The organism is Deinococcus alpinitundrae (assembly GCF_009982895.1).
GTDB classification, from domain to species: domain Bacteria; phylum Deinococcota; class Deinococci; order Deinococcales; family Deinococcaceae; genus Deinococcus; species Deinococcus alpinitundrae.
In genome coordinates this window covers 221,694-244,898 of record NZ_WXZL01000003.1, presented here as the reverse complement: position 1 = coordinate 244,898, position 23,205 = coordinate 221,694, and the positions used below count along the sequence as shown (strand labels likewise).

25 protein-coding genes are annotated in these 23,205 nt (G+C 65.5%); 11 read left to right on the top strand and 14 right to left on the bottom strand.

Translation table 11 applies throughout. The features are described from left to right. Positions 1-186: 186 nt before the first annotated feature. A complete protein-coding gene (locus GUI70_RS04235) occupies positions 187-1,272 on the top strand; it encodes a zinc-dependent alcohol dehydrogenase (protein ID WP_202630395.1) in 1,086 nt (361 codons plus the stop codon). 322 nt (positions 1,273-1,594) lie between these two features. Continuing rightward, positions 1,595-2,107 (top strand): YciE/YciF ferroxidase family protein, encoded by a 513-nt coding sequence (locus tag GUI70_RS04230; protein WP_161881047.1) that lies wholly within the window; start codon positions 1,595-1,597, stop codon positions 2,105-2,107. Between the two features lie 74 nt (positions 2,108-2,181). Here the strand turns inward: GUI70_RS04230 and GUI70_RS04225 are convergent, their stop codons facing one another. The 11 genes from GUI70_RS04225 to GUI70_RS04175 all read right to left on the bottom strand — a co-directional run bounded on the left by GUI70_RS04225 (position 2,182) and on the right by GUI70_RS04175 (position 11,369). Next, on the bottom strand, positions 2,182-3,585 hold the full coding sequence (locus GUI70_RS04225) for an NAD-dependent succinate-semialdehyde dehydrogenase (RefSeq protein WP_161881046.1): 1,404 nt from the start codon (positions 3,583-3,585) through the stop codon (positions 2,182-2,184). Next, the gene (locus GUI70_RS04220; RefSeq protein ID WP_237724692.1) at positions 3,582-3,785 is read right to left on the bottom strand and encodes a hypothetical protein; all 204 of its coding nucleotides are present in this window, start codon (positions 3,783-3,785) and stop codon (positions 3,582-3,584) included. The genes GUI70_RS04225 and GUI70_RS04220 overlap by 4 nt, the downstream gene beginning before the upstream one ends. Then, a complete protein-coding gene (locus tag GUI70_RS24240; protein WP_272952805.1) occupies positions 3,691-4,152 on the bottom strand; it encodes an aldo/keto reductase in 462 nt (153 codons plus the stop codon). Before GUI70_RS24240 ends, GUI70_RS04220 begins: the two co-directional genes overlap by 95 nt. A 70-nt stretch (positions 4,153-4,222) precedes the next feature. Beyond that, positions 4,223-5,101, bottom strand: a complete 879-nt coding sequence (locus GUI70_RS04210) for an NAD(P)-dependent oxidoreductase (protein ID WP_202630394.1) — start codon at positions 5,099-5,101, stop codon at positions 4,223-4,225. Then, positions 5,098-6,021, bottom strand: coding sequence for an SMP-30/gluconolactonase/LRE family protein (locus GUI70_RS04205; RefSeq protein ID WP_161881044.1), 924 nt, complete (start codon positions 6,019-6,021; stop codon positions 5,098-5,100). Before GUI70_RS04205 ends, GUI70_RS04210 begins: the two co-directional genes overlap by 4 nt. 2 nt (positions 6,022-6,023) lie before the next feature. Then, positions 6,024-6,383: a cupin domain-containing protein gene (locus GUI70_RS04200; RefSeq protein ID WP_161881043.1), complete on the bottom strand. Its 360-nt coding sequence runs from the start codon at positions 6,381-6,383 to the stop codon at positions 6,024-6,026. A 1-nt stretch (position 6,384) separates the two neighbouring features. After that, a complete protein-coding gene (locus GUI70_RS26050; protein WP_161881042.1) occupies positions 6,385-7,074 on the bottom strand; it encodes a type 1 periplasmic-binding domain-containing protein in 690 nt (229 codons plus the stop codon). A gap of 728 nt (positions 7,075-7,802) precedes the next feature. Continuing rightward, on the bottom strand, positions 7,803-8,132 hold the full coding sequence (locus tag GUI70_RS04190; RefSeq protein WP_161881041.1) for a hypothetical protein: 330 nt from the start codon (positions 8,130-8,132) through the stop codon (positions 7,803-7,805). Positions 8,133-8,218: 86 nt separating this feature from the next. Then, positions 8,219-9,520 carry an ABC transporter substrate-binding protein gene (locus GUI70_RS04185; RefSeq protein WP_161881040.1) on the bottom strand — a complete coding sequence of 434 codons (1,302 nt, stop codon included), beginning with the start codon at positions 9,518-9,520 and terminating at the stop codon, positions 8,219-8,221. An 83-nt stretch (positions 9,521-9,603) separates the two neighbouring features. After that, positions 9,604-10,464, bottom strand: a complete 861-nt coding sequence (locus tag GUI70_RS04180; protein WP_161881039.1) for a carbohydrate ABC transporter permease — start codon at positions 10,462-10,464, stop codon at positions 9,604-9,606. Continuing rightward, positions 10,461-11,369, bottom strand: a complete 909-nt coding sequence (locus GUI70_RS04175) for a carbohydrate ABC transporter permease (RefSeq protein WP_237724689.1) — start codon at positions 11,367-11,369, stop codon at positions 10,461-10,463. Before GUI70_RS04175 ends, GUI70_RS04180 begins: the two co-directional genes overlap by 4 nt. A 321-nt stretch (positions 11,370-11,690) precedes the next feature. On the opposite strand from GUI70_RS04175, the gene GUI70_RS04170 reads away from it, so the two are divergent. Beyond that, entirely contained in the window at positions 11,691-12,443 is a 753-nt protein-coding gene (locus GUI70_RS04170) for a ThuA domain-containing protein (RefSeq protein ID WP_161881038.1), read from the top strand. Then, positions 12,440-13,465, top strand: a complete 1,026-nt coding sequence (locus GUI70_RS04165) for a Gfo/Idh/MocA family protein (protein WP_161881037.1) — start codon at positions 12,440-12,442, stop codon at positions 13,463-13,465. The genes GUI70_RS04170 and GUI70_RS04165 overlap by 4 nt, the downstream gene beginning before the upstream one ends. Positions 13,466-13,490: 25 nt before the next feature. On the opposite strand, the gene nadE is transcribed toward GUI70_RS04165, so the two are convergent. Continuing rightward, positions 13,491-14,318 (bottom strand): NAD(+) synthase, encoded by an 828-nt coding sequence (nadE, locus tag GUI70_RS04160; RefSeq protein ID WP_161881036.1) that lies wholly within the window; start codon positions 14,316-14,318, stop codon positions 13,491-13,493. A 53-nt stretch (positions 14,319-14,371) separates the two neighbouring features. Here nadE and GUI70_RS04155 point away from each other — a divergent pair, with 53 nt between their 5' ends. After that, the gene (locus GUI70_RS04155) at positions 14,372-15,814 is read left to right on the top strand and encodes a nicotinate phosphoribosyltransferase (RefSeq protein WP_161881035.1); all 1,443 of its coding nucleotides are present in this window, start codon (positions 14,372-14,374) and stop codon (positions 15,812-15,814) included. Between the two features lie 12 nt (positions 15,815-15,826). Beyond that, the gene (locus GUI70_RS04150; RefSeq protein ID WP_161881034.1) at positions 15,827-16,681 is read left to right on the top strand and encodes an adenylyltransferase/cytidyltransferase family protein; all 855 of its coding nucleotides are present in this window, start codon (positions 15,827-15,829) and stop codon (positions 16,679-16,681) included. A 13-nt stretch (positions 16,682-16,694) separates the two neighbouring features. Here the strand turns inward: GUI70_RS04150 and GUI70_RS04145 are convergent, their stop codons facing one another. Together GUI70_RS04145 and GUI70_RS04140 are read right to left on the bottom strand one after the other, a co-directional pair. After that, positions 16,695-17,825, bottom strand: a complete 1,131-nt coding sequence (locus GUI70_RS04145) for a Gfo/Idh/MocA family protein (protein ID WP_161881033.1) — start codon at positions 17,823-17,825, stop codon at positions 16,695-16,697. After that, positions 17,822-18,829, bottom strand: coding sequence for a LacI family DNA-binding transcriptional regulator (locus GUI70_RS04140; protein ID WP_237724688.1), 1,008 nt, complete (start codon positions 18,827-18,829; stop codon positions 17,822-17,824). The genes GUI70_RS04145 and GUI70_RS04140 overlap by 4 nt, the downstream gene beginning before the upstream one ends. A gap of 198 nt (positions 18,830-19,027) precedes the next feature. Between GUI70_RS04140 and GUI70_RS04135 the strand changes: the two genes are divergently transcribed. From GUI70_RS04135 to paaC, 5 genes are all read left to right on the top strand, one after another. After that, the gene (locus tag GUI70_RS04135) at positions 19,028-19,768 is read left to right on the top strand and encodes a sugar phosphate isomerase/epimerase family protein (protein WP_161881032.1); all 741 of its coding nucleotides are present in this window, start codon (positions 19,028-19,030) and stop codon (positions 19,766-19,768) included. Positions 19,769-19,780: 12 nt separating this feature from the next. Then, a complete protein-coding gene (locus GUI70_RS04130) occupies positions 19,781-20,791 on the top strand; it encodes an amidohydrolase family protein (RefSeq protein ID WP_161881031.1) in 1,011 nt (336 codons plus the stop codon). Positions 20,792-20,901: 110 nt separating this feature from the next. Next, positions 20,902-21,864, top strand: a complete 963-nt coding sequence (gene paaA / locus GUI70_RS04125; RefSeq protein ID WP_161881030.1) for a 1,2-phenylacetyl-CoA epoxidase subunit PaaA — start codon at positions 20,902-20,904, stop codon at positions 21,862-21,864. Then, positions 21,864-22,454 carry a phenylacetic acid degradation protein gene (locus tag GUI70_RS04120; RefSeq protein WP_161881029.1) on the top strand — a complete coding sequence of 197 codons (591 nt, stop codon included), beginning with the start codon at positions 21,864-21,866 and terminating at the stop codon, positions 22,452-22,454. Before paaA ends, GUI70_RS04120 begins: the two co-directional genes overlap by 1 nt. Beyond that, positions 22,447-23,205: a 1,2-phenylacetyl-CoA epoxidase subunit PaaC gene (gene paaC / locus GUI70_RS04115; protein ID WP_161881028.1), complete on the top strand. Its 759-nt coding sequence runs from the start codon at positions 22,447-22,449 to the stop codon at positions 23,203-23,205. Before GUI70_RS04120 ends, paaC begins: the two co-directional genes overlap by 8 nt.

Here is a 23,205-nt window from a genome sequence, read left to right as displayed (position 1 = left end):
AATCAATCAGGATTTTGTGCAGGCCCCAGTGCGGGCAGGGAGGCACGCATTCTCGTCAGGACTGGCCCTTCCCTTGCCCACGCTCCTGAAAGCTGGCCACACCTTCCGCACCCACTGGCCGTGTAGACTTGACCCTGTTGTGAACGTTCACATCTCTCCCTCTCTCACCCCCAGAGGAGTTTTCCGGTGACCACCCAGGACCTGTCCGCCGACCTTCCGAGCGCCCCGCCCCAGCCGATGGCCGCCGCGATCATGCGTGGGGCGCACCACATCGAGTACGGCCAGATCGACAAACCCCGGCCCAAACCCGGCGAGGTGCTGATCCAGGTACAGGCCAACAGCGTCTGCGGCTCGGACCTGCACTACTGGCACGAAGGCAAGATCGGCTCAGCCGTGGTGAGTGCAGCCTTCACCCCGGGCCACGAGTTCGCGGGCGTGGTGGCTGAGGGCAGCGGGGCCGACTACGGCCTCGCAGACGGCACCCTGGTCGCCGTCGATCCGGCCCAGCCGTGCGGCCACTGCTTCTGGTGCCACGAGGGCAACCCTCACCTGTGCCCCAACATGATTTTCGTCGGCGCGCCGCCGCACCCAGGGGCGATGGCCGAGTACATCTCGGTGCCGCTCAGCACGGTCTACGCCATGCCCCAGGGCTTCACCGCCACCCAGGCGGCCCTGCTCGAACCGCTCGGCGTGGCGATGCATGCGCTCGACCTCGCCAAGCTGCGGCCCGGCAGTCACCTGGCGATTCTGGGCGCGGGCACCATCGGGCTGTACGTGCTGATGCTGGCCCGGATCAGCGGCGCACTCAGACTGGCGGTCATCGACCCGCTCGAATACCGCCGCGAGAAGGCGCGCGAACTCGGTGCGACGGCGGTGTTTGCCGACGTGCCGAGTTACCTGGCTTCCGTGAACGACACGCCCACGCGCGGGGCGGACGTGGTCATCGAGGCGACGACCAGCCCGCTCGGCCCGCGCCACGCCACTGAGGCGGTGCGCATCGGCGGCAAGGTGGTGCTGGTGGGCATTCCCGACGGCGACGAGTTCACGCTGACCGGCTCGCAGGTGCGCCGCAAGGGGCTGACCATCAAGCTCTCGCGGCGGATGGGCGATATCTACCCGCGGGCCATCGAGTATGTGCGCAGCGGGCGCATCGACGTGAATGCCATCGTGACCCACACCCTGCCGCTCTCACAGGTGCGTCAGGCCTTCGAGATGCTGGCCGACTACCGGGATCAGGCCATCAAGGTGGTGCTGGAGCCGCAACTTCCCTGAAGGCCATTTCCCCAGTGCTCCCAGCGCCGAATCTGAACGTCTGACTTTCTAGAAGGTGACCTTGCCGGAGCCAATCGGAACGCCGAGGTGTTGGGCCGCTCACTGGGGCTCGGCACGGTCAAGTTGGCCTCCAGCTCGGCTCTACTCGGTGGGTGATCGAGTGTGAGGGTAGGGAAGCTGACTGAGCGTTCCCACCCTCCGCGCCCATCTTCATCTTCAAGCCCACCCCAAAGCCGGTTAAATACCTGTTCACGGCTTTCCTATAGCCCAGCCATAGCCGTTCGTCAGACTCGGGACAGGCACCAACGCCTGGGAGGACGACATGGCACTATTCGGACTGGGCATGAAGATGAAAGACCTCAAAGATCTCTACGTTGAGCAGCTGCGCGATCTGTACTCGGCAGAAACGCAGCTCACCGAGGCGCTGCCGAAAATGGCCGAGGCGGCCAGCACACCGGAACTCAAACAGGGGTTCATGGAGCACCTGGGACAGACGCAGCAGCAGTTGCAGCGCCTGGAGAGCATCTTCGCCGATCTGGGCGAGACTCCCGGCGGACACACCTGTAAGGCCATGCAGGGCCTGGTGGCCGAGGGCAGCGACATGATCAAGGAGAAAGCCGTACCTGCCGTCAAGGATGCGGGGTTGATCGCCTCCGGGCAGCGGGTCGAGCACTACGAGATCGCTGGGTACGGCACGGTCCGCACCTACGCGGAGGTGCTGGGCTTCGGTCAGCACGCCGATCTGCTGGCAGCCAGCGAGCAGGAGGAAAAGGACACCGACCAGAAGTTGACCCAGCTCTCCAAGCAGATCAACGTGGAAGCCGCTTCGGCCTGAAGTGGGTGCAGCTTTACGCCAACACCCCGCCTGAGCTGGAAGGCGGGGTGTTGGCCGTTCCGTTGACCGTCAGATCACTTCACGTTGATGCTCAGATACTTGACGCTGAGGTACTCCTGAATGCCCCACAGCCCACCCTCGCGGCCGTAGCCACTTTGCTTGACGCCGCCGAAGGGAGCCTGGGCCGTACTGGGAATCGGGTCGTTCAGCCCGATGATGCCGTACTCCAGCGCCGCGCTGACCCGGAAAGCGCGCGCCAGATTGGTGGTCCACAGATAAGCCGCCAGCCCGAACTCGGTGTTGTTCGCCGCCGCCACCGCTTCCTCTTCGGTGTCGAAAGCGATCACTGGCGCCACCGGGCCGAAGGTTTCCTCCTGCATGATCAGCATGTCGGGGGTAATCTGACTCAGCACGGTGGGCGCAAAGTAAAGCCCGCCGGTGGCCTCGCCGCCCGTCACTGCCGTCGCTCCTTTGCTCAGCGCATCTTCCACGTGGCGCTTGACTTTGTCCAGGCCCTGCTGATCCACCAGCGGCCCGATCTGGGTGGAGGCGTCCAGCGGGTCGCCCACCTTGAGCCGAGCGGCGGCCTCGCTGAGCTTGCGGGTAAACTCTTCGGCAACACCGCGCTGCACATACACCCGGTTGACGCACACGCAGGTCTGTCCGGCGTTGCGGAACTTGCAGGCCAGTACATCGGCCACCGCCTGATCGAGGTCGGCGTCGTCGAAGATCAGGTACGGCGCGTGGCCGCCGAGTTCCAGCGACACCCGTTTCAAGGTCGGTGCAGCCTGCTGGGCCAGCAGCCGCCCGACTTCGGTGCTGCCAGTGAAGGTGATTTTGCGGATACGGGCGTCATCCATCATGACTTTGGTGGTCGGCACCGGATCGGAGGTGGTCAGCACGATGAAGGTGTCGGCCGGCCCACCCGCCTCGGTCCACAATTCGGCCATCTTCAGGGCGGTCAGCGGCGACTGCTCGGCGGCCTTGAGGATGATGGTGCAGCCCGCCGCCAGCGCTGGGCCGATTTTGCGGGTCGCCATCGCCGCTGGGAAGTTCCAGGGCGTCACCGCGTAGACCGGGCCGACCGGTTCGTGCGTGACGATCAGTTGCTTGTGGACGTTCTGACTCGGCACCACCGTGCCGTAGACCCGCTTGGCTTCCTCGGCGTACCACTCCAGGAAGGACGCGGCGTATTTGACCTCGCCTGCCGCCTCGGTGATGGGTTTGCCCATCTCGGAGGCGATCAGGCGCGCGATCTCGTCCACGTCGCGCAGCATCAGGTCGTTGAACCTCCTGAGCAGGACCGAGCGCTCGTACACGCTGGTCTGACGCCAGGAAGCGTAGGCTTTGACGCTGCGCTCCACGGCGTTGCGGGCGTCTTGCACGGTCTGGTCCGGCACCTGGGCGATGACCTGGCCGCTCGAAGGGCTGACGAGGTCGAAGGTGGCGGCAGTGCTGGGCTTCTCGGTGACAGTCATGCGTTGACCTCTTCTTGCGCCGCCGGGGGCGGGCGAACCATGCGCGGAATGCGGTTGACGTTGTGGTCGTTGATCACATCCGAGGGCGTGTACAGCCGGTTGAGTTCAAGTTCCTCGGCGGGGGTGAGCTGAAGGTCGAGGGCGGCGATCTGCTCGTCGAGCTGCGCCGCCGTTTCCACGCCCACCAGTGTACTCGTCACGCCGGGGCGGTTCGTGACCCAGTTCAGGGCCACCTGGCTGGAGATGACGCCCCACGGCGGCGGCGATGTCAAAGCTGATCTGGTCGCCGGACTGATCGGCGTTGAAGTGATCGGTGGTGTTGCGAAGCGATTGGGGTGCACCGCTGAGTAGGCCGCGTGCCAGCGGGCAAAACGGAATCATCTCGCGCTCCTCCTCGCGGTAGGCGGCGTTGAGCTGACACTGCATGCTGACAAACTCGCTCCAGCCGCGCAGCCGCGAGGTGTAGACGATCTTGACGAACTGCCAGGAGTACATGGTGCTGGCCCCGATGTAGCGCATCTTGCCCATTCTCACCAGGTCGTTGAGGGCTTCCAGGGTTTCCTCGATGGGCGTATTTCTCCCACTCCCATTGGTCGTATTTTGCTGGTTCTATGAACCGATTCAACCAGAGTCCGTATCAGAGCCGCTCGAGTTCCAGAATCAGGGCGCTGTGATCCAGGCCGCCCTCACCGGCCTCCAGCATCGATCCGAAGAGTTCGTGAACGCGCTGACTCAGCGGTAGCGTGATCCCTGAACGCGCCGCCACGTCCAGTACGGCGTCGAGGTCCTTGACCTGGTTGGTGATGGTGCCTCCCGGCTCGAAACGGCGCTCGTTCATGCGCTGGCCGTGCAATTCCAGGATGCGGCTCTGGGCGAAGCCGCCCAGGATGGCCTCACGCACCCGCACCGGGTCTGCGCCGCCCGCTCTGGCGAGGCTCAGGCCCTCGGCGACCGCGCCAATGGTCACGGCCACGATCGCCTGATTGACCAGCTTGCAGAGTTGCCCGGCTCCGTGCGGGCCGACCAGCGTGGGACGGCCCATCAGCGCCAAGAGCGGCGCGGCCCGCCCGAAATCAGCTTCGTCACCACCCGCCATGATCGCCAGCGTTCCGGCCTCCGCACCCACTGTGCCGCCGCTGACCGGGGCGTCCAGCGACTGACAATCTTCGGCGGCGATCAGCGCCGCATGTTCACGGGCCAGCGCCGGGTGAATGCTGCTCATGTCGATAAAGAGCGTGCCGGGCCGCGCCGCATCCAGCACGCCGCTGCGCAGCACATCGCCCACCACGTCGCCGTTGGGCAGCATGGTGATGACCACCTCGGCTTGCCGCACCGCTTCCGCTGGGTTCCTGGCCTTCGTTGCGCCCAGTTTTTCCAGCTCTTCCAGCGGTCCCGGCGAGCGGTTGAAGACGGTCACCGATACGCCACCGCCCAGCAAGCACCGCACCATCGGGCGGCCCATCAGCCCGGTGCCGATGAAGGCCACTTTCAATGTGGTACCGGATGGAGCGCTCACGCCGTCGCGCCGCGCACGTTCACCTCCATGCGGTAGAGGCTGCTGCTGGCCACAATAAAAAGCGTCGTTCCATTGGGGCCGCCAAACGTCAGGTTGCCGATCACTTCCGGCACGCTGATCTCGCCCAGCCGGGTACGGTCCGGCGCGTAAACTTGCACGCCGCTGCCGCTGCTGGTCCAGACATTGCCGTAAACGTCCACCCGAAAGCCGTCAGGAAAGCCCGGTGAGACTTCGGCAAACAGGCGGGCGTTCGTCGCCTCACCGTTGACGAGGTCGTAGGCCATGATGTGGTGGTGGGCTTCGGGCCAGTACCGCTCGCCAGTGTGCGTCCCCGCCGTGTCGCCCACGTATAGCACCGTTTCGTCGGGGCTGAAGGCCAGTCCGTTGGGGCAGATCATCCCGCGCACCAGCACCCGAATATCGCCGGTATCTGGGTCGAAGCGGTAGACCTCCTGGCCTGGCTGCTCCTGGGTGCCGCCGTAGCCCTCGTGCGGCTGAATCAGGCCGTAGGGCGGATCGGTGAACCAGATGCTGCCGCCTTTGGCCACCACCACATCGTTTGGGCTGTTGAGGCGCTTGCCTTGATACTCACCGACCAGCACTTTCCAGCTTCCGTCGTGTTCCTGCCGGACGATGGCACGTTCGCCGTGCGAGCAGCCGACGATGCGGCCCCCCGCGTCCAGGACATGGCCGTTCTGAAAGTGCGAGGGCTCGAGATACTCCCGCACCGCTTCACCTTCCTGCCAGACCAGCAGGCGGTTGCCGGGAATGTCGCTCCAGACCAGACGGCCATCCGGCAGGTACACTGGCCCCTCACACCAGGTGGCCCCGGTCCAGAGGCACTCCAGCACAGCTCCCTCTCTGAGCAGCGGTATGAGGCGCTCGTCAGCGATTTCTATTCTCGTTTCGGGTGCGTCCAAGATCAGTTCTCCTCTTCTTCAATCTCCAGAATAACTTGCTGGTTCTGGACTTCCAGACTCACGCTCACGGCCCGTCCGCTGCCACCTTCCGGCATAGAGCGGTGGCTGACATGGGTGGGCACCGTCAGGGCCGAACCGGCTGGCAGGCGCACTGCTGACCCATCCCTGAATTCCAGCACCAGCACGCCCTGCAGCACCATGAATGTTTCGGGCGTGTTGGGATGATGGTGCCAGGGGCCGGGCGCAGTGGTCAGGGTCAGGCGGGCGCGGTGACCGGACCCTGCCATGAAGATGTGGTTGTACGGCCCCCGAGCCTGGGCTGCCGCCAGAGCGAGCAAATCCACAGGTTCGGGGCCGCTCACCTTACTTGCCCCAGATCTTGCGGTACTGGGTCTTGTAGCCGTTCTGCGGATCGAAGCTGTCCTTGGCCCCGCCGTCATAGGCGATATTGGCCTTGGTGACGATATGCACCGGGATGCTGAAGCCGCTGGGTTTCTGGCCCGCGAAGGCGCGGTTGAGTTCGTCAATGAGTTGCCAGCCCTGCAAGTTGACCGGCTCCGGGATGGTGGCGTCCTGATACTGACCAGTGCGGATGCGCTGATAGGCACTCTGGCTGCCGTCACCCGCCGAGCTGTTGGAGAGCTGGCCGGTGGGATTGATACCGGCGGCGGTCAGGGCGGGCAGCATCCCGTCGAAGTACAGGTCGTTGATGCCCAGCGAATAATTCCACTTCGCACCGTACTTTTGCAGCAGGCTGGCGGTCACGGTGGGCATGTCCTTGGTGGCGATCCCCAGCGACTGCACGCGGGTTTCCAGCACGGTGCAGCCCTTGCACGACTTGATGATTTTCGCCATCGCGTCACTTTTAGCGAGCGCTATGGCGTAGGCACTGTCCATGTCGATACCGTCAAGAGCTATCTGAAACGGCACCGCCAGAATACCCTGCACGTTGTTGCCAAACCGACGGGTCGGCACCGCACGGTGACGGCTCTCCATGCGCAGCAGCTCCTGACGCAGCTCGAGACCCACCGGGACGTGACTTTGCAAGCGCATGCGGACCTGCTGGAAACCGCTACCGGGTTGAAGATCAGCTACAAAACGCTTGACCCGATCTTTCGCCGCCACATTACCTATAAAAAACGCTAGTCTCCAGAGAATGCTTTGAGGGACGCCGGACGCCGTTGCCCAGTGCTTCGCACGCCGTACCTTCAGCAGCCTGACCGCTTTGTTATTTCTGGATGAAAGTCGTTTTTATATTGTGATCACGTGAGCGTGTGCGTGTCCCAAGTCATAAGCGTGCCATTCACCGGGTGCCAAGAACTCACGGGAGGAATTTGCTGCCTATCTCTGGGACGGCGGATTGCTGACAGGTCCTAGCAAAAATAGGGCCGTCTCCAGCGCTTCCGCAGCGACCCACTGGCACAGCTCAGAGAGCGAACTTGGAAGCTGACCCGATCCACCCGCTGGGGTCTGTACGGGCCGTGATCAATCTACGCTCTGCACGCCTTGGCACTGACGCCGACACCAAGTGACTGCATCACCAGGTGCGGGGAGACGAGAAGGTCAAGCTGTTATTTAGACCATGTGTTCGTAAACGGGTTGTAGTGACTGCCCACCACGATCGGCACGCTCTGCGCCAGGGTCAGGGCCGACCACTTGCCCAGTGGCGTGAGAGTGGGGGCTGGTAGGAGTTCTGGAGTGGCTGAGCGACTTCTGAGGCGGACTGTTCCAGAGGATCGGAAATCTGATTGTTTATGGTGCTCCTGAGAGAGACCGGGACTTCACAGGGCGGCGCTGCGCCTGGATTGAAACGATTGGCGACAATCTTTATAAAATACCTGCGACATGAAAATGAGATGAACTATCGTGCCAGCAGAGTGGGAAAGCAAGACCTTGGATTGGCTGGATGACAGGATCTCGCTTTTCCAACTTATCTCCACTTTTGCAGTCATGACGGGTACCGACTCAAGTAGATCGTTTCCCGCAGACGGTTTCATCCGACCACGAAACAAATCGGATTCGATATGGAACTGCAAAAATCTCCAGGCTGTTCCACGTACAGGTGCGGACGAGCTGACCATCTCCGGCACGCTGGAGGCAATGCGGCTCAAGAAAGCACAGTGACAGGCCCCCTACTTCACCCATCACCGGGTCAGCTCTGTTCACCCGTTGCGCCACCGAATAGAGAAGCCGAGATCTATTTGTAGTACTTCGCCAGCACCTCATTGCCCTGCTGCTCAATCTGCTTGGCCGCGTCATCGAGCGTGATGCGGTTAGCCAGCAACTGCTGGAAAATCGGGGTCAGCACCTTACTTTTCACCTCGGTAAAGCCGTTGACTTCCTGAAAGGGAGCCATCGTCAGGTACTTGGCCGACTCGGAGGCGACTTTCCAGCCGTTGTCGGCGGACTGAAAGTAGGAGCCTTTCAAAGACGAGGTGCGGGTGGGAAAGAGCCAGTCGCCCGCCGCCAGCTTGCCGTCGTTGGTGCGGTTGGTCAGGCAGTTGATGAACTGCATGGCTTCTTTCTTGTGCGCCGAGGCTGCCGGAATGCTCAGCGTCTGGGTGGCCGATCCCTGCGCCTGACTGGTGGCCTTGATGGGCGGCAGCACGCCCCAGTTGAAATTCTTGGGACCGCTCTCGGCGATGGTCTGGCGTGCCCACACCCCGATGCCCGGCAGCATGGCGAACTTGCCGGAGAAAAAGCCCGCGAACAGTTCGGGACTCTGGGCAGTCAGGCCGTCGGGGGACGCCGATCTTTCGGCGTAGTGCATGTCCATCAGGATCTTGAGCAGCGCCTTTTCCTTATCGCCCACCTTGACGACGTACTTGTTGCCGCTCTTGTAAAAGTAGTTGCCGCCGAAGCCCAGCGCCAGATTCAGAATCCGGTTGGTGGGCGCGCGTAGCCCGAAGGCCGAGCCGTACTGGTCCGGCGTACCGTCACCGTTCTTGTCGATCGTCAGCTTCTTGGACGCCTGCTGAAACTCGGCCCAGGACCAGGGTTTGGCCACCGTCGGCACCCGGATCCCCGCCGCCTTGAAGAGGTCTTTGTTGTAGAGCGTGATCAGCGATTCCCACAAAAACGGCACGCCGTAGATGTTGCCGTTGTCGGCAGTCACAGTGTCCCAGGCTCCCCTGGCCACGTCCTTTTTCATCTCGGCGGGCACCATTTTGGAGAGGTCAGTGAGGTAGCCGCGCATGCCGAATTCCATCACCGGCGTGGACTCGTAGTGAAATACGTCCGGCACGTTCTTGGCCTCGAAGGAGGTGGTGAGGTAGTCCTGAATGGAATCCCACGACACCTGCTGATAATCGACCTGATAGCTCTTGCTCTGGGCGTTGCACCCGGCCACAGCGGTCTTGACGGCGGCGATGGCCTGGGTCTGCCACGCCAGGCTGACGAAGCGCAGCTTAACCGGAGCGCTCGCCTGCGCTGAGACACTGGGGGCCAGGGTCACGAGCAGAGCGGCGCTAAGCAGGGCGGACTTTTTGGATGGATTCATGACGATGCCTCGCTTTGAACGTGAAGGGTTGGCGTGCAACGGAGAAAGACGGTCGGGGTTCATCTTAGCTTAAGCTTTCCAACTCAGGCTTTGACGCCGCCAGCCAGCAGGCCCGAGACGAGGCGGCGCTGCATGAAGGCGAACAAAATCAACGTTGGAATGGTCGCCAGCACGCTGCCCGCCGCCAGCGGACCCCAGCGGGCCAGCCCTTCGACGCCGCGCAGCCGCGACAGATTGACCTGAATGGTGAGCAGCTCCGGTGACTTGAGCAGCACCAGCGCGAAGAAAAATTCGTTCCAGGCGTTGATGAACGCATACAAACCGGTGGCGACCAGGGCGGGCAGCATCAGCGGCACCAGGATGTGGCGAATGGCCTGAAACGGCGTCGCGCCGTCCACCGCTGCCGCTTCTTCCAGTTCCACCGGAATGCCCGCAATGTAACCTTGCAGCATCCACAGCACGAACGGCAGGCTCCAGACCACGTACACCAGAATCAGGCCCAGGTGGGTGTTGACCAGCCCCAGGCGGGCCAGAATCAGAAACAGCGGCACCATGATCAGGATCACCGGGAAGGTCTGGGTCACCAGAATCCAGATCATCACTGCTTTGTTGATGCCGCTGGGCCGCCGCGCCAGCGCGTAAGACGCCGGGGTGGCCACCGCTAGCGTCAGGGCCGCTGAGACGATACTGACCTTGAAGGTATTGAAGGCGCTTTGCAGCACACCCAGGTCGGTGACGGCCTCCACGAAGTTGCCGAGGGTGGGCGACTTGGGCCAGAAGCCCGAGACCGTGAATAGTTCGGCGCTGGACTTGAAAGCAGTGGAGAGTAGCCACAGTACCGGGAACGCCAGAAACGCGACAAAGCCCCATAGCAGCAGCGACATCAGAAGTCGGGCGGGTGAGAACCTGGACTTGCGCGGACGAAGCGCTGGCACAGCGGTCATTGCGCCGCCTTGGTGGCCGTCAGAAACTGACTGCGGACGCTGTAGAGCAGCACCAGACCGATGATGAGCACGATCACCAGGCCCAGCGCCGAGGCGTAGGCGATGTTGCCGTATCGGAAGGCTTCCTCGTAAGCGAACAGCATCGGCAGGCGGGTCGTTCCGGCAGGCCCGCCCTCGGTGAGGGTGTAGACCAGACCGAAGGAATTGAAGTTCCACATGAATTCCAGCGCCGTGACGGCCAGCAGGACCGGCATCATCAGCGGCAGGGTCACGTAGCGAAACTGCTGGCCGCTGGACGCCCCGTCGAGCGCCGCCGCTTCCTTCAGTTCGTCAGGAATGGTTTGCAACCCCGCCAGTAGCACCACCGTCGCCTGCGGCAGCCCAGTCCAGATGCCCACCACGATCACGGCGGGCAAGGCCCAGGTAAAGCTGCCCAGCCAGTCGATGGGCGACTTGAGCACGCCCACCGACAGCAGAAAGCCGTTGAGAAAGCCGCTGGTCGGGTGGTAGATCAGCCGCCAGATCATGCCCTTGATGACCGGCGGAATGGCCCAGGGAATCAGCACCAGCACGCGCGCCACCGCCTGACCCGGCAAGCGGGCGTTGAGCAGCAGCGCCAGCCCCATGCCCAGCACGATCACCCCCGCCGTGACCGTCACCGTCCAGATGGCCCCGATCTGAAACGAGCTCCAGAACTGACGATCCGAGAACATTTTGGCGAAGTTGCCAAACCAGACAAATTTGCGGCTGTCTGCGCCCAGGGTGTAATCGGTGAACCCCAGATAGACGCCCTGGAGCAGCGGCCAGACCGACAGTACGATGACCGGCAGCAGGGTGGGCACGAACAGCCACCACGACACTCTGGCGTACCCACTGGCGGGCAGTGTTCGGGCGCGGGCGGTCACGCGACTCCGTGAATCGAAGGTCCGGGCGGTGGGGGCGTCAGGGCAGATGTCATCAGAAACCTCCAGAAAAACGGCGAGAACGGAAGTGGCCTTGGGTAGAACCGAACTGTGGTGGGAGAAGACAGCCTCAGCGTAGAGCGGGGCTGAAGAGGGTCAACGTGGCCAGGTCGCTGCCAGGCCGCTGAGTGACTGGGCCGCAGACCAAGACACCCTACCCGCTTCTCTATCATGAGGCCAGCGGGCCCGCCGGGTCCGCCGCGTTCCCTCTCCTCTATCCAACTGCTGCACCCGGCCCGGCGAGGCGCTAGATTCAGCAGCGTCATGACCCAACCACAGCGTGATCTGCGCCTCACCGTCTGGAACGAGTACCGCCACGAAAAAGAGAATCCCAAAGTCAGCGCCGTGTATCCGCAGGGCATTCACCAGGTCATCGCTGACGGCCTGCGGGCGCACGGCTTTACCGGAGTCCAGACCGCCACGCTCGACGAGCCGCAGCACGGCCTGACGGACGAGGTGCTGGACAACACCGACGTACTGGTGTGGTGGGGCCACAAGGCGCACGCCGACGTGTCCGACGAGGTGGCCGCCAAAGTGGTGACCCGTGTGCTGGGCGGCATGGGGCTCATCGTGCTGCACTCCGGGCACTTCAGCAAAGTCTTCAAGCTGCTGATGGGCACCGGCTGCGACCTCAAGTGGCGCGAGGGCAACGACAAGGAGCGGCTGTGGGTCGTCAACCCGGCGCACCCCATCGCCCAGGATGTGGGCGAGTACATCGAGCTGGAGGCTGAGGAGATGTACGGCGAGCACTTCGACATCCCCGCGCCCGACGAGCTGGTGTTCGTGAGCTGGTTTTCCGGCGGCGAGGTGTTCAGGAGCGGCTGCACCTTCACGCGCGGCAGCGGCAAGATCTTTTACTTCCGCCCCGGCCACGAGACCTACCCGACCTACCACCACCCGGCCATTCAGCAGGTCATCGCCAACGCCGCCCACTGGGCCAGACCGACGGCCAGCGCGCCGCGTTCATTCGGCCACCGGCCCATCCCTCTGGAGCAGTTGCCGGAGACCCAATCTTGACCGGGCCGCTGCTCAACGCCGCCATCATCGGGGCCGGGGCCATCTCGCTGCGGCACTTCGAGGGCTACCAGCTGGCCGGGGCGAACGTCGTGGCCTTCGCCGATCCCAGCGAGGGCACCCGCTCGCGGCGTGAGACCGAGTGGAATGCACGCGGCTACCTCAGCTTCGAGGAGATGCTGGAGCGCGAGGATATTCAGGCGCTGAGCATCTGCACTCCCAACGCCTACCACGCGCCCGCCGCGCTGGCGGCCCTCCGGCGCGGCATTCACGTCCTGTGCGAGAAGCCACTGTCGCTCGATCTGGCCGCCTGCGACGAAATGATCGCAGCGGCGCGGGAGAGTGGGGCCATCTTGCAGACCAACCACCACCTGCGCTCGAACCCCGCCGTCCAGACCGCCAAGCGGCTGATTGACGAGGGCCGCATCGGGCGCGTGACGTTCATGCGGCTGCGCCAGGCCCACGACTGGGGCGGGGCCGAGGAAGTACGCGGGGCCTTCGGCAGCTTGCAGGCCAGCGGCGGCGGCACCCTACTCGACAACGGCTGTCACATGATGGACCTGGCCCGGCACTTCGGCGGCGACGTGCGCAGCATCTTCGCACGTATGGGTACTTTGAAATTCGACATCGAGGTGGAAGACACCAGCGTCGCCAGCCTGGAATTCGAGAGCGGGGCGCTGGGCAGCGTGGAGAACGCCTGGACCGCCACCGGCTGGGAGGAGAGCTTCGCCGTCTACGGCAGCGAGGGCGCACTGGAGTGCAGCAACCGCCTGGGCGATCCCCGGCTGCGCTTCGTCAGCCGCAGCTTAGGCAGCGGCAGCTGGGGGCAGACCGACGAGACCTGGTACAACTTTGCGGGTCTGGAAAATTCAGCCATCGCCCACCACCGTAGCGTGCAGGCGTTCGTCAGGAGTATCACCGAGGGCGCGCCCATCGTCTGTACCGGCGAGGATGGCCGCGAGAGCGTGCGGCTGGTGCTGGGCGGCTACGAGAGCGCCCGCAGCGGAATGTCGGTGGGCGTCTGAGCCGGACTTCAACGGAACGCCTGATTCAACTGAATGGGGTCGCGGGCACGGCGCGCTTGTGACGGGTGGCGAGGTACAGGGCCTCCAGCCGCCGGGCCGTCTCGTCACTCACTTCGCTGCCTTCGAGGTAAGCGTCGATCTGGGTGTAGGTCAGGCCCAGGGCCACCTCATCGCTGAGGCCGGGGCGGTCGTCTTCCAGATCGGCGGTGGGCACTTTGCGCCAGGTACTCTCCGGCGCGCCGAGGTGCTGAAGGAGGGCTGCGCCCTGGCGCTTGGTCAGGCCGGTCAGCGGGGTCAGGTCCACGCCGCCGTCGCCGTACTTGGTAAAGAAGCCCGTTACTGCCTCCGCCGCGTGATCGGTGCCGACCACTAACGCGCTGAGCTGTCCGGCCAGCGCGTACTGGCTGACCATCCGCAGCCGCGCCTTGACGTTGCCGCGCACGAAATCGCTCAGCGGCTGCCCCAGACTCTCGGCGCAGGCCTGGGCCGCCGCGTCGCTGCCCGATTTGATGTTGACGCTCAGGCATTCGTCCGGCGCAATGAAAGCCAGGGCGGTCTGGGCATCGGCCTCGTCGGCCTGCACCCCGTAGGGAAGGCGCACCGCCCAGAAGGTCGCAGCCCGGCCGCGCGCCCGCAACTGCTCGGCAGCCAGCTGGCATAGCCGCCCGGCCAGGGTGCTGTCCTGGCCGCCGCTGATGCCCAGAATGAAGCCCTGGGCGGGCGTGGATTCGAGGTAGCTAACCAGAAAGTCCACCCGGCGGCGCACCTCGCGCTCGGGGTCGATGACGGGCTGCACCGAGAGTTCGGCGCGAATCTGCTGGCGCAGGCTGGAATCGGAAGCGGGTTCGGTCATGCCGCGAGTATGCCACCGCGCTGCCCGCCCCCAGCGAGTATGCTCGGCAAGGTATGACCGCTCCTCCTCTCAGCCCGCTGCTGACCGATTTGTACCAGCTCACCATGATGCAGGGCTACTTCGTGCAGGACATGCACCGGCAGACAGCCACCTTCGATCTGTCGTACCGCCGCAACCCCTACCGGGGCGGCTACGCCGTGTGGGCCGGACTGGAACCGGCGCTGGACTACCTGAGCGGTCTGCACTTCAGCGAGGCCGATCTCAGCGATCTGGCGGCCCTGAAGGTGTTCAGGCCCGACTTCCTGGCCGCCCTCAACGACTGGCGCTTCTCGTGCCGGGTCACGGCCTTCGAGGAGGGGCGGGTGGTGTTTCCCGGCGAGCCACTGCTGACCGTCGAGGGACCGCTGTGGGAAGCGCAGCTCGTCGAGACCGCGCTGCTCAATGTCCTCAACTTCCAGACCCTGATCGCCACGAAGGCGGCCCGCTGCGTGTACGCGGCTGGCGCACAGGCGAGTGTGGTGGAGTTCGGCGCGCGCCGGGCACAGGGACCGGACGGCGCGCTGAGCGCGTCTCGGGCGGCCTTCGTGGGCGGCGCGGCAGGCACCAGCAACGTGCAGGCTGCCGCCCTGTACGGCATTCCCGCCACCGGCACGCATGCCCACGCCTGGGTAGCGAGCTTCGGCACCGAGCTGGCCGCTTTTCGCGCCTACGCTGAGCTGTACCCGGACACCACCACGCTGCTGCTCGACACCTACGACACGCTGGAGAGCGGTCTGCCCAACGCCCTGACGGTGGCGGGCGAACTGCGCGCCCAGGGGCACGGGTTGCGCGGCGTGCGGCTCGACAGCGGTGATCTGGCCTACCTGTCGGCCCGCGTGCGCGAGCGCCTCGACGCGGCGGGCTTTCATGAGGTCCAGGTGGTCGCCAGCAACGACCTCTCGGAATTCGTGATCGAGTCGGTGATCAAAGGCGGGGGTCAGGTGGACGTGTACGGCGTCGGCACTCAGCTCGCCACTGGGGGGGGCGAGGGCGGCGGCGCGCTGGGCGGCGTCTACAAACTGGTGGCGCTGGGCGGCCAGGACCGCATGAAGCTGACCGGCGACCCCGGCAAGGCCAGCCTGCCCGGCCCCAAGCGGGTCTGGCGCGGCCTCGACGCGGCGGGCCGCCTGGCACTGGACGTGATTGCGGCGGCGGACGAGGACCCCCCCCAAGTGGGCCAGCCGGTGAGCGACCCCAGCAACCCGCTGCGCCGCCTGCGCTTACCTGAGCTGACCTGGAGCGACCCGCGCCGGGTGGTGCATGAGGGTGGACAGCGCACGCGGCCGCCAGGCACCCTGCTCCAGATTCAGCACCGGGCCCAAGGCGAACTCGCCGCCCTGCCGGACGGCACGCGGCGGCTGCTCAATCCGCACCTCTACCGGGTGGCCCTCAGCGCCGGGCTCGAACAGCGGCGAGATCAGCTCAGCGAAGCGCTGCGGCAGCTTCACGGGCTGTAGGCGGGGCGGCCAGTGGGCACCGCCGTCTACATCGGGCGCTTTCAGCCGCCGCACGATGGCCACCTGGCAAGTATGCAATCGGCGCTGGAGCGTCACACCTCGCTGCATGTACTGCTGGGCAGCGCCAATCTGGCCCGCAGCAGCAAGAACCCCTGGACGCCCGCCGAGCGACAGCGCCTGATCGTAGCCGCCTTGCAGCAGCAGGGTACGGCACCGAGCCGGGTGCGCTTTTCCTTTCTCCCCGACGAGTTCGATGCCGAGCGCTGGGCGGCCCGGGTGCGGCGGGCAGTGGGTCAGGAGGAGCCGGTGCTGGTCGGCTTCGAGAAGGACGCCTCCAGTCACTACCTCCAGTGGTTTCCCGAATGGCCCCGCGAGCCTTCGCCCATCACGGGCCAGCTCAATGCCACGCAGCTGCGGGCGGCTTACTTCGCGGGCCAGCCGGTGACGGACGTTCCCGAACCGGTCAGCCGCTTCTTGCAGCGCTGGCGGCGCACGCCCGTCTTTGCCCGGCTACGGGCCGAGCAGCAGGCCATCCTGGTAGAGCGGGCGGCCTGGGACGGCCAGACGCGGCGCGAACTGCTGGTGCTCGATTTGCAGGAAGACCAGCTTCGTTTGCAGCGCCGCCGTGCGGTGATCGGGCGCGGGCTGCTGGCCCTGCCAGGAAGGCTGCTGGCCGCGGGCGAGGCCGCGCCGCCGGGCGCGCGGATATTCGACCACCCGGCCCGCGCGCTCTCGCTGCCGACCACGGCCTACGTGGTGCGTGGCGAGGCGAGCGGCGGCGAATGGGTTTCACTCGCAGCCCTCTCACGGTCCCGGCAGTTCTTTGAGGACCATCAGGTGATCGTGCGGCGGCTTCTGGAGAGCTGAACAGGCCCGCCCTTCAACTCTTCAGCCACTCCGGCTGGGCGCTCAGGGCGGCGGGGCGCTCGACCCGACTTTCCAGAGGCAGGGTGCGCTCCTGTTCAGCGGCTTCCAGCACCGTGTGCATCACGTCGAGCACGTGGTAAGCCAGTTCGCCGCTGGCCCGCTGCGGGCTGCCCGAACTGATCGCACTGAGCATGTCGGCCAGCCCGATGCCGCGCGCGTTGTCCTGAAAGGGGCGGGTCAGCTCGACGGTCTGCCATTCGCGCTCGCCCGCCAAGCGGATTTTCAACGGCCCGCCGAAAGTGTTGGGGTCGGGCAGGCTGAGGGTGCCTGAAGTGCCGTAGATTTCGATGCGCGGCAGATCGCTGGCGGGCGTGTCGAAGCTGGTGATCAGGGTGGCCGCCGCGCCGCCCTCGAAGGTGAGCTGGGCAGTGACGTGGGTGGGCGTGTTCACCTGAATACCCTGACCCTGACGCTCGCCGCTGCCGATGGTCCGCTGCTCCAGGGCCTTGATGGCGCTGCCGCTGACCTTGCTGACGCCACCGAGCATGTTGATCAGCGCCGTGAGGTAATACGGTCCCATGTCGAACAACGGCCCCGCGCCGCGCTGGTAGAAGAAGTCGGGGTTGGGGTGCCAGGCTTCCGGCCCGCTGCCCATCATGAAGGCCGTGGCCGCCACCGGGCGTCCGATACGGCCCGCGTCAAGCAGTTCACGTGCTGTCTGCAAGCCTGCACCGAGGAAGGTGTCGGGCGCGCAGCCGACCCGCAGCCCGCGCTCCTGGGCAGCGCGCAAGATGGCCTGCCCGTCCGCACGCTCGACGGCCAGCGGTTTTTCGCTGTAGACGTGCTTACCCGCCGCCAGAATGGAGAGCGAAACCTGGGCGTGCGCGGCGGGCGGCGTCAGATTGACCACCGCCACGATGTCGGGGTGGGCCAGCAACGAATCCAGATCCAGCGCCTGGGTGCCGTGCTCGGCGGCCTGCTTCTCGGCACGCGCCATGTCGAGGTCGGTGATGGCTGCCACCTCGAACACGCCCAGCTCGCGGGCGATGTTGAGGTAGGCCGCACTGATGTTGCCGGTGCCGATGATGCCGATCTTGGGGGGTTGCTGGGTCGTGGGCTGCTGGGTCGTAGGTTGTTGGGTCATAACACTCCTTTGAAGCGGGATGGACCGGGGCCGCTCGATTCGCGGACCACCAGTTCGGTGGGCAGGATATGGGGACTGGACGGCTGCTCGCCGCGTGCCAGTGCGCCCAGCCACAGCACGCCCAGGCGGCCCAGGTCGCGCAGCGGTTGGCGGACGGTGGTGAGGTTGGGCCGCACGGCGCGGGCCGAGGGCAGATCGTCGAAGCCCACCACGCTGAGGTCGTGCGGCACCCGCAGCCCCAGGTCCTGGGCGGCGTGAACGGCCCCCACCGCCATCGCGTCGTTGGCGGCGAAGATGGCGGTGGGGGGGTCGGGCAGCCGCAGCAGCGCCTGGGCCGCGTCCAGACCGCTGCGCTCGTGGTAGGTGCCGGGCGACACGTAGGCGTCCGGCAGGGCCAGCCCACGAGAGTGCAACTCGTCGCGGTAGCCGCGCAGGCGCTCGGCAGCGTCGTGTGGGGCAGTGTCGGTGGCCCCCACGATGTGGGCGATACGGGTGTGGCCCAGATCGGCCAGGTACGCTGCCGCCTGCCGCGCTCCGCCGTAGTTGTCGACCAGCAACTGGTAGCGCCCCGGCCCGCCCACGCTGACCTGCGGCGGCGACGGGGCCGAGCGCGGCCAGATGGATTCGTCTTCGAGGTCCGGCGGCAGAATGCTCAGCAGCCCTCCGGTGAGGTGACGCAGTAGCGCCAGACCGTCGGGCAGCGGCTGACCGCTGGGCCAGGTAAATACGGCCAGATCGAGGCCCGCCGCCTCCGCCGCCTGGCTGGCCCCCTGCACGATCTCGCCCACGTAAGGCCAGCTCAGGCTCGGCACGGTGATGCCGATCAGGCGGCTTCTGCCTCCCGCCAGGGCGCGCGCCAGCGGGTTGACCTGGTAGCCGCTGTGCTCGATGGCGGCCAGCACGCGGGCGCGGGTCTCGGGCCGCACGCCGACCCGCCCGCTCGTCACGTTCGAGACGGTCATCTTTGAGACGCCCGCCGCACGCGCCACGTCGGCAATCGTCACGCTGCCTTTGAAGTTGGGAAGAGCGCTGAACTTGGGCAGGTCGTCGGGTGAAATGGCAGTGACTCCGGGGGCAAGAGGGCGCGGCAGACTGAGTGGCGGACTGGACAGATTTACAAAGCGGGGATTTGCCGCTAAATTATACCGGTAAAATCAACCCGTCAACCCCCGCCGCTCAACTTTTTCTCTGGAGGACTGCCCATGACCCCGATCCCTGCTGTTGGCCTGGCCCTGTACACCCTGCGAAACGACCTCACCCGCGATTTCGGCGGCACCCTGGACGCGGTGGCCGCCAGCGGCGTGCGCCAGGTTGAGCTGGCCGGTGAGTACGGCGGCCTCAGTGGCACAGACCTCAAAGCCGCCCTCAGTCAGCGGGGGCTTCAGGCGGTTAGCGCCCACATTCCCGGAGAGGCGCTGGAACACGACACCGACAACCAGATCGCCTTTCTGAAGGCGGCGGGTATCAGTCAGGTGGCTTACCCGTACTTTCGCAGCGACGACGAGCAGGTGTGGTTCGACCTGGCAGCGCGTCTGGAGCCGCTGGCCCAGCGTTTCGCCGCTGAGGGCATCACCCTCAGCTACCATAATCACGACCACGAGCTGAGCGGGCAGGCAGGCGGCCAGCCGATTCTGGACATGCTGCTGGAGCGCGCTCCCAGCCTCAGTCTCGAACTCGACAGTGCCTGGGCCTACGCGGCGGGCCACGACCCGGCTGCCTATCTGCGGCGCTACGCCCCCCGCACCCCGCTGGTGCACCTCAAGGACCTGCGCCGCGAGGGTGAGGGCTGGCGCACCGTCGAGCTGGGGGCCGGCGAGGTGCCGCTGGAGAGCGTGCTGGCCGCCATCCCGGCGGGCGCGACGGTGTTCTACGAGCAAGACCAGAGTGACGGCGTGAGTAGCCTCACGACCAGCTTGAAGTACCTCAAGGAGTTGGAGGGCTAGACTCAGCTGACCATGACCGCCAGTGCTGACCCTGTTTCCCCCTGGCTGACCGAGGTGTTCGACGCCCACGCCCACTTTCCAGTGGGCTGGCAGCCGGGGGCGCTGGACCTCAGCCCGCTGGGGCAACCGCCGCTCTACAGCGATCACGGTCAGTTCGGTGCGTGGTACGGGCAGAGGTTCGGGCAAGCCAAATTCGATCAGATCAACGCCCGCAATGCCGAACTTCAGAAGGAGTGGTGGCGCGGCTACAGCTTTCCCTTCCCGGGCGCGGACGGCAACGACCCTGCCGAGGTGGCCCGGCGCTGGAGCGCGGAGCTGGACCGGCACCACGTCGGCGGAATCCTGTGGGTCACCGGCGGCGGTAACGAACGACTGGCGCAGGTGTGCGCTGCCGATGCGCGCTTTCACGGTCTGGCGCACCACGAGCCGGGCCACCCGCAAGCCGGACCCGAACTGCGCCGGGCGGTGACGGAGCTGGGGCTGAGCGGCTACAAGATGTTCGCCACCAGCCTGCGCCAGCGCATTGACGACCGGCAATTTTACCCGCTGTGGCAGGCTGCCGAGGACTTGCAGGTCCCGGTGCTGATCCACTTCGGCATCCTGGGCGGCGCGGGTGGGGTCGGCAATGGCCCCAGCATTGACCCGCTGACCTTGCACGACGTGGCCAAGGGCTTTCCCGACGTGACCTTCATCGTGCCCCACTTCGGCTGCGGCTACGTCCGGGAAGCGCTGCAACTGGCCTGGGCTTGCCCAAATGTGGTTGTGGACACCAGCGGCAACAACGAGTGGACGCGCTGGATGGACCAGCGCCTCAGCCTGGAAGACCTCTACCGGCGATTCTACGAAACCATCGGCCCGGAGCGCATCGTGTTCGGTACGGACAGCGCCTCGTTTCCGCGCGGCCTGGCCCGGCAGTACGTCGAGGATCAATTGCGGGCGGCCTGGAGTGTGGGCATCAAGGGCGGGGAACTGAAGCAGCTCTTCGCGGGCAACATCAAGCGGCTGCTCAAGATGGCGAGGTAGAGAAGGGTGAAGCAGCAAGGGAATGCAATTGAACTTGGATTTGCTGTGGTGTATACTGAGCCTAACAAACGTTAGTTCAGTCTTCGCTCTCGTTCCGCAGGAGGAATGCCATGACCGCGACCCTAAAGACCCAGGCTGCCGAAACCGCTGAGCAGCACGCCGCTTTCGAGGCCCGCATCGTCCGGGGCGAGAAGATCGAGCCGGGCGACTGGATGCCCGCCGAGTACCGCCGCCAGCTGATCCGGATGATCTCGCAGCACGCGCACAGCGAGGTGGTCGGGATGCTGCCGGAAGGCGAGTGGATCAGCCGCGCGCCGAGCCTGCGCCGCAAGCTGATTCTGATGGCCAAGGTGCAGGACGAGGCCGGGCACGGGCAGTACCTCTACCACGCCGCCGAAACGCTGGGCGCGGCGCGGGAGGAACTGGTGGACGCCCTGCTGAGCGGCAAGGCCAAGTATTCCAGCATCTTCAACTACCCGACCGAGAGCTGGGCCGACGTGGGCATGATCGGCTGGCTGGTGGACGGCGCGGCCATCAAGAACCAGACCATGCTGGCCGGGTGCAGCTACGGCCCTTACTCGCGGGCGATGGTCCGCATCTGCTCGGAGGAGACCTTTCACCACAAGCAGGGCAAGGAAATGATCGTGCAGTATGCGCAGGGCACCCCCGAGCAGCGGGCGCTGGCCCAGGACGCCCTGACCCGCTGGTGGTGGCCGAGCGTGATGATGCTGGGGCCGCACGACAAGGACAGCACCAACAGCGGTGTGATGAGCAACTGGGGCATCAAGACCAAGAGCAACGATCAGGTGCGCCAGGAGTACCTCAACGAGCACGTGCCGGAATTGCTGGAACTCGGCCTGACCCTGCCCGACGCCGACTTGCACCAGGACGCGGACGGCAACTGGATTCACGGGCCGATCAACTGGGATGAGTTCTGGGCGGTGGTGAAGGGCCAGATGGGCCTGAACAAGGAGCGACTGGCCACCCGCAACGCCGCACACGACGACGGGGCCTGGGTGCGCGAGGCGATGCTGGCGTACGGGGAGAGGCAGCGGGCGCAGGCGGCGGACTAATGAACGGCGTGGATGTTCACAGTGCCCAATCTCAGGATGCTCAAGCCCCTGATACCCAGTGGCCGCGCTGGGAAATTTTCAAGCAGGACACGGCCGGCAAGGTGCATCAGGCGGTGGGCAGCGTTCACGCCACCGACCCCGACCATGCCCTGCTGACGGCCCGCAGTGTGTTCGCCCGGCGGCCGGCAGCGGTGAGCCTGTGGGCGGTGCGCGAGCAGGACATCTTCTCCGTGACCCGTGAAGAACTGGAGAACGGACAGACGTTGCCCGGTCACAGCGGCGAGGTTCAGTCGTACCGCATTTTCGGCAAGAAGACCCACAAGCGCAGCATGACCTTCGTGGACGAACTCGGCATGCTGGAGGCGGCATGCCCGCAGGCCGCGCTGGAGGCCGCTCGAAGCCAGTTTGGTGACGAACTTCTGGCGTGGTGGGTGATTCCGGTGTCGGCGTTCGTGGGCAGCCCTGAAGACGCCGAGACGGTGGAGAGCTGGTTCGCTCCCGCTAAAGACAAGACCTACAAGCAGCAGAGCGCTTACGGCGTGGTGGGCAAACATGTCAGCGAGCGCAACCCCAGGGTGAAACATGACTGACCTGACTTCCGAACAGACCCAGGCCCTGATCCTGCGCCTGACCGTGCTGGCCGATGATGAGCTGCTGCTCTCGCACCGCGACGCCGAGTGGACCGGGCACGCACCGATTCTGGAAGAGGACATCGCGCTGGCAAACATCGCGCAGGACGAACTGGGGCACGCGATGGGCTGGCTGGACCTCCGCAAAACGCTGGACGGCTCCGACCCCGATGGGCTGGCCTTCCGGCGCGGCCCCGACGAGTTTCGCAATTCGGCCCTGACTGAACTGCCCAAAGGCGACTGGGCTTTCACGATGGTGCGGCAGTACCTGTTCGACGCCTATGAGGCGTTGTGGCAGGACGCGGCGAAGGCCAGCACGCACACACCGCTGGCCCAGGCGGCGGCGCTGGCCCTACGCGAGGAGCGGTTCCACCTTCAGCATACGGCGGCCTGGGTGGAGCGCTTGGCTCTGGGCACACCGGAAAGTGAGCGGCGCACCCGCGCCGCGCTGCAGGCCGTCTGGCCGTACGCGCTGGGCCTGTTCGAGCCGCTGGAGGGCGAGCAGGCAGGCATTGAAGCTGGCTTGCTGCCCGACCCCACACAAATCAAAGCCCGCTGGCTTCCGCTGGTGACGGCCCACCTGACCCGCTGCGGCCTGACCCCGCCTGGTGCCGAGCCGGTGGCACGCGGCACGCACACCGAGCACCTCGCCCTGCTGCTGGCCGAGTTTCAGGGTGTCAACCGCCAGTACGCCGAGATGACGGCGTGGTAA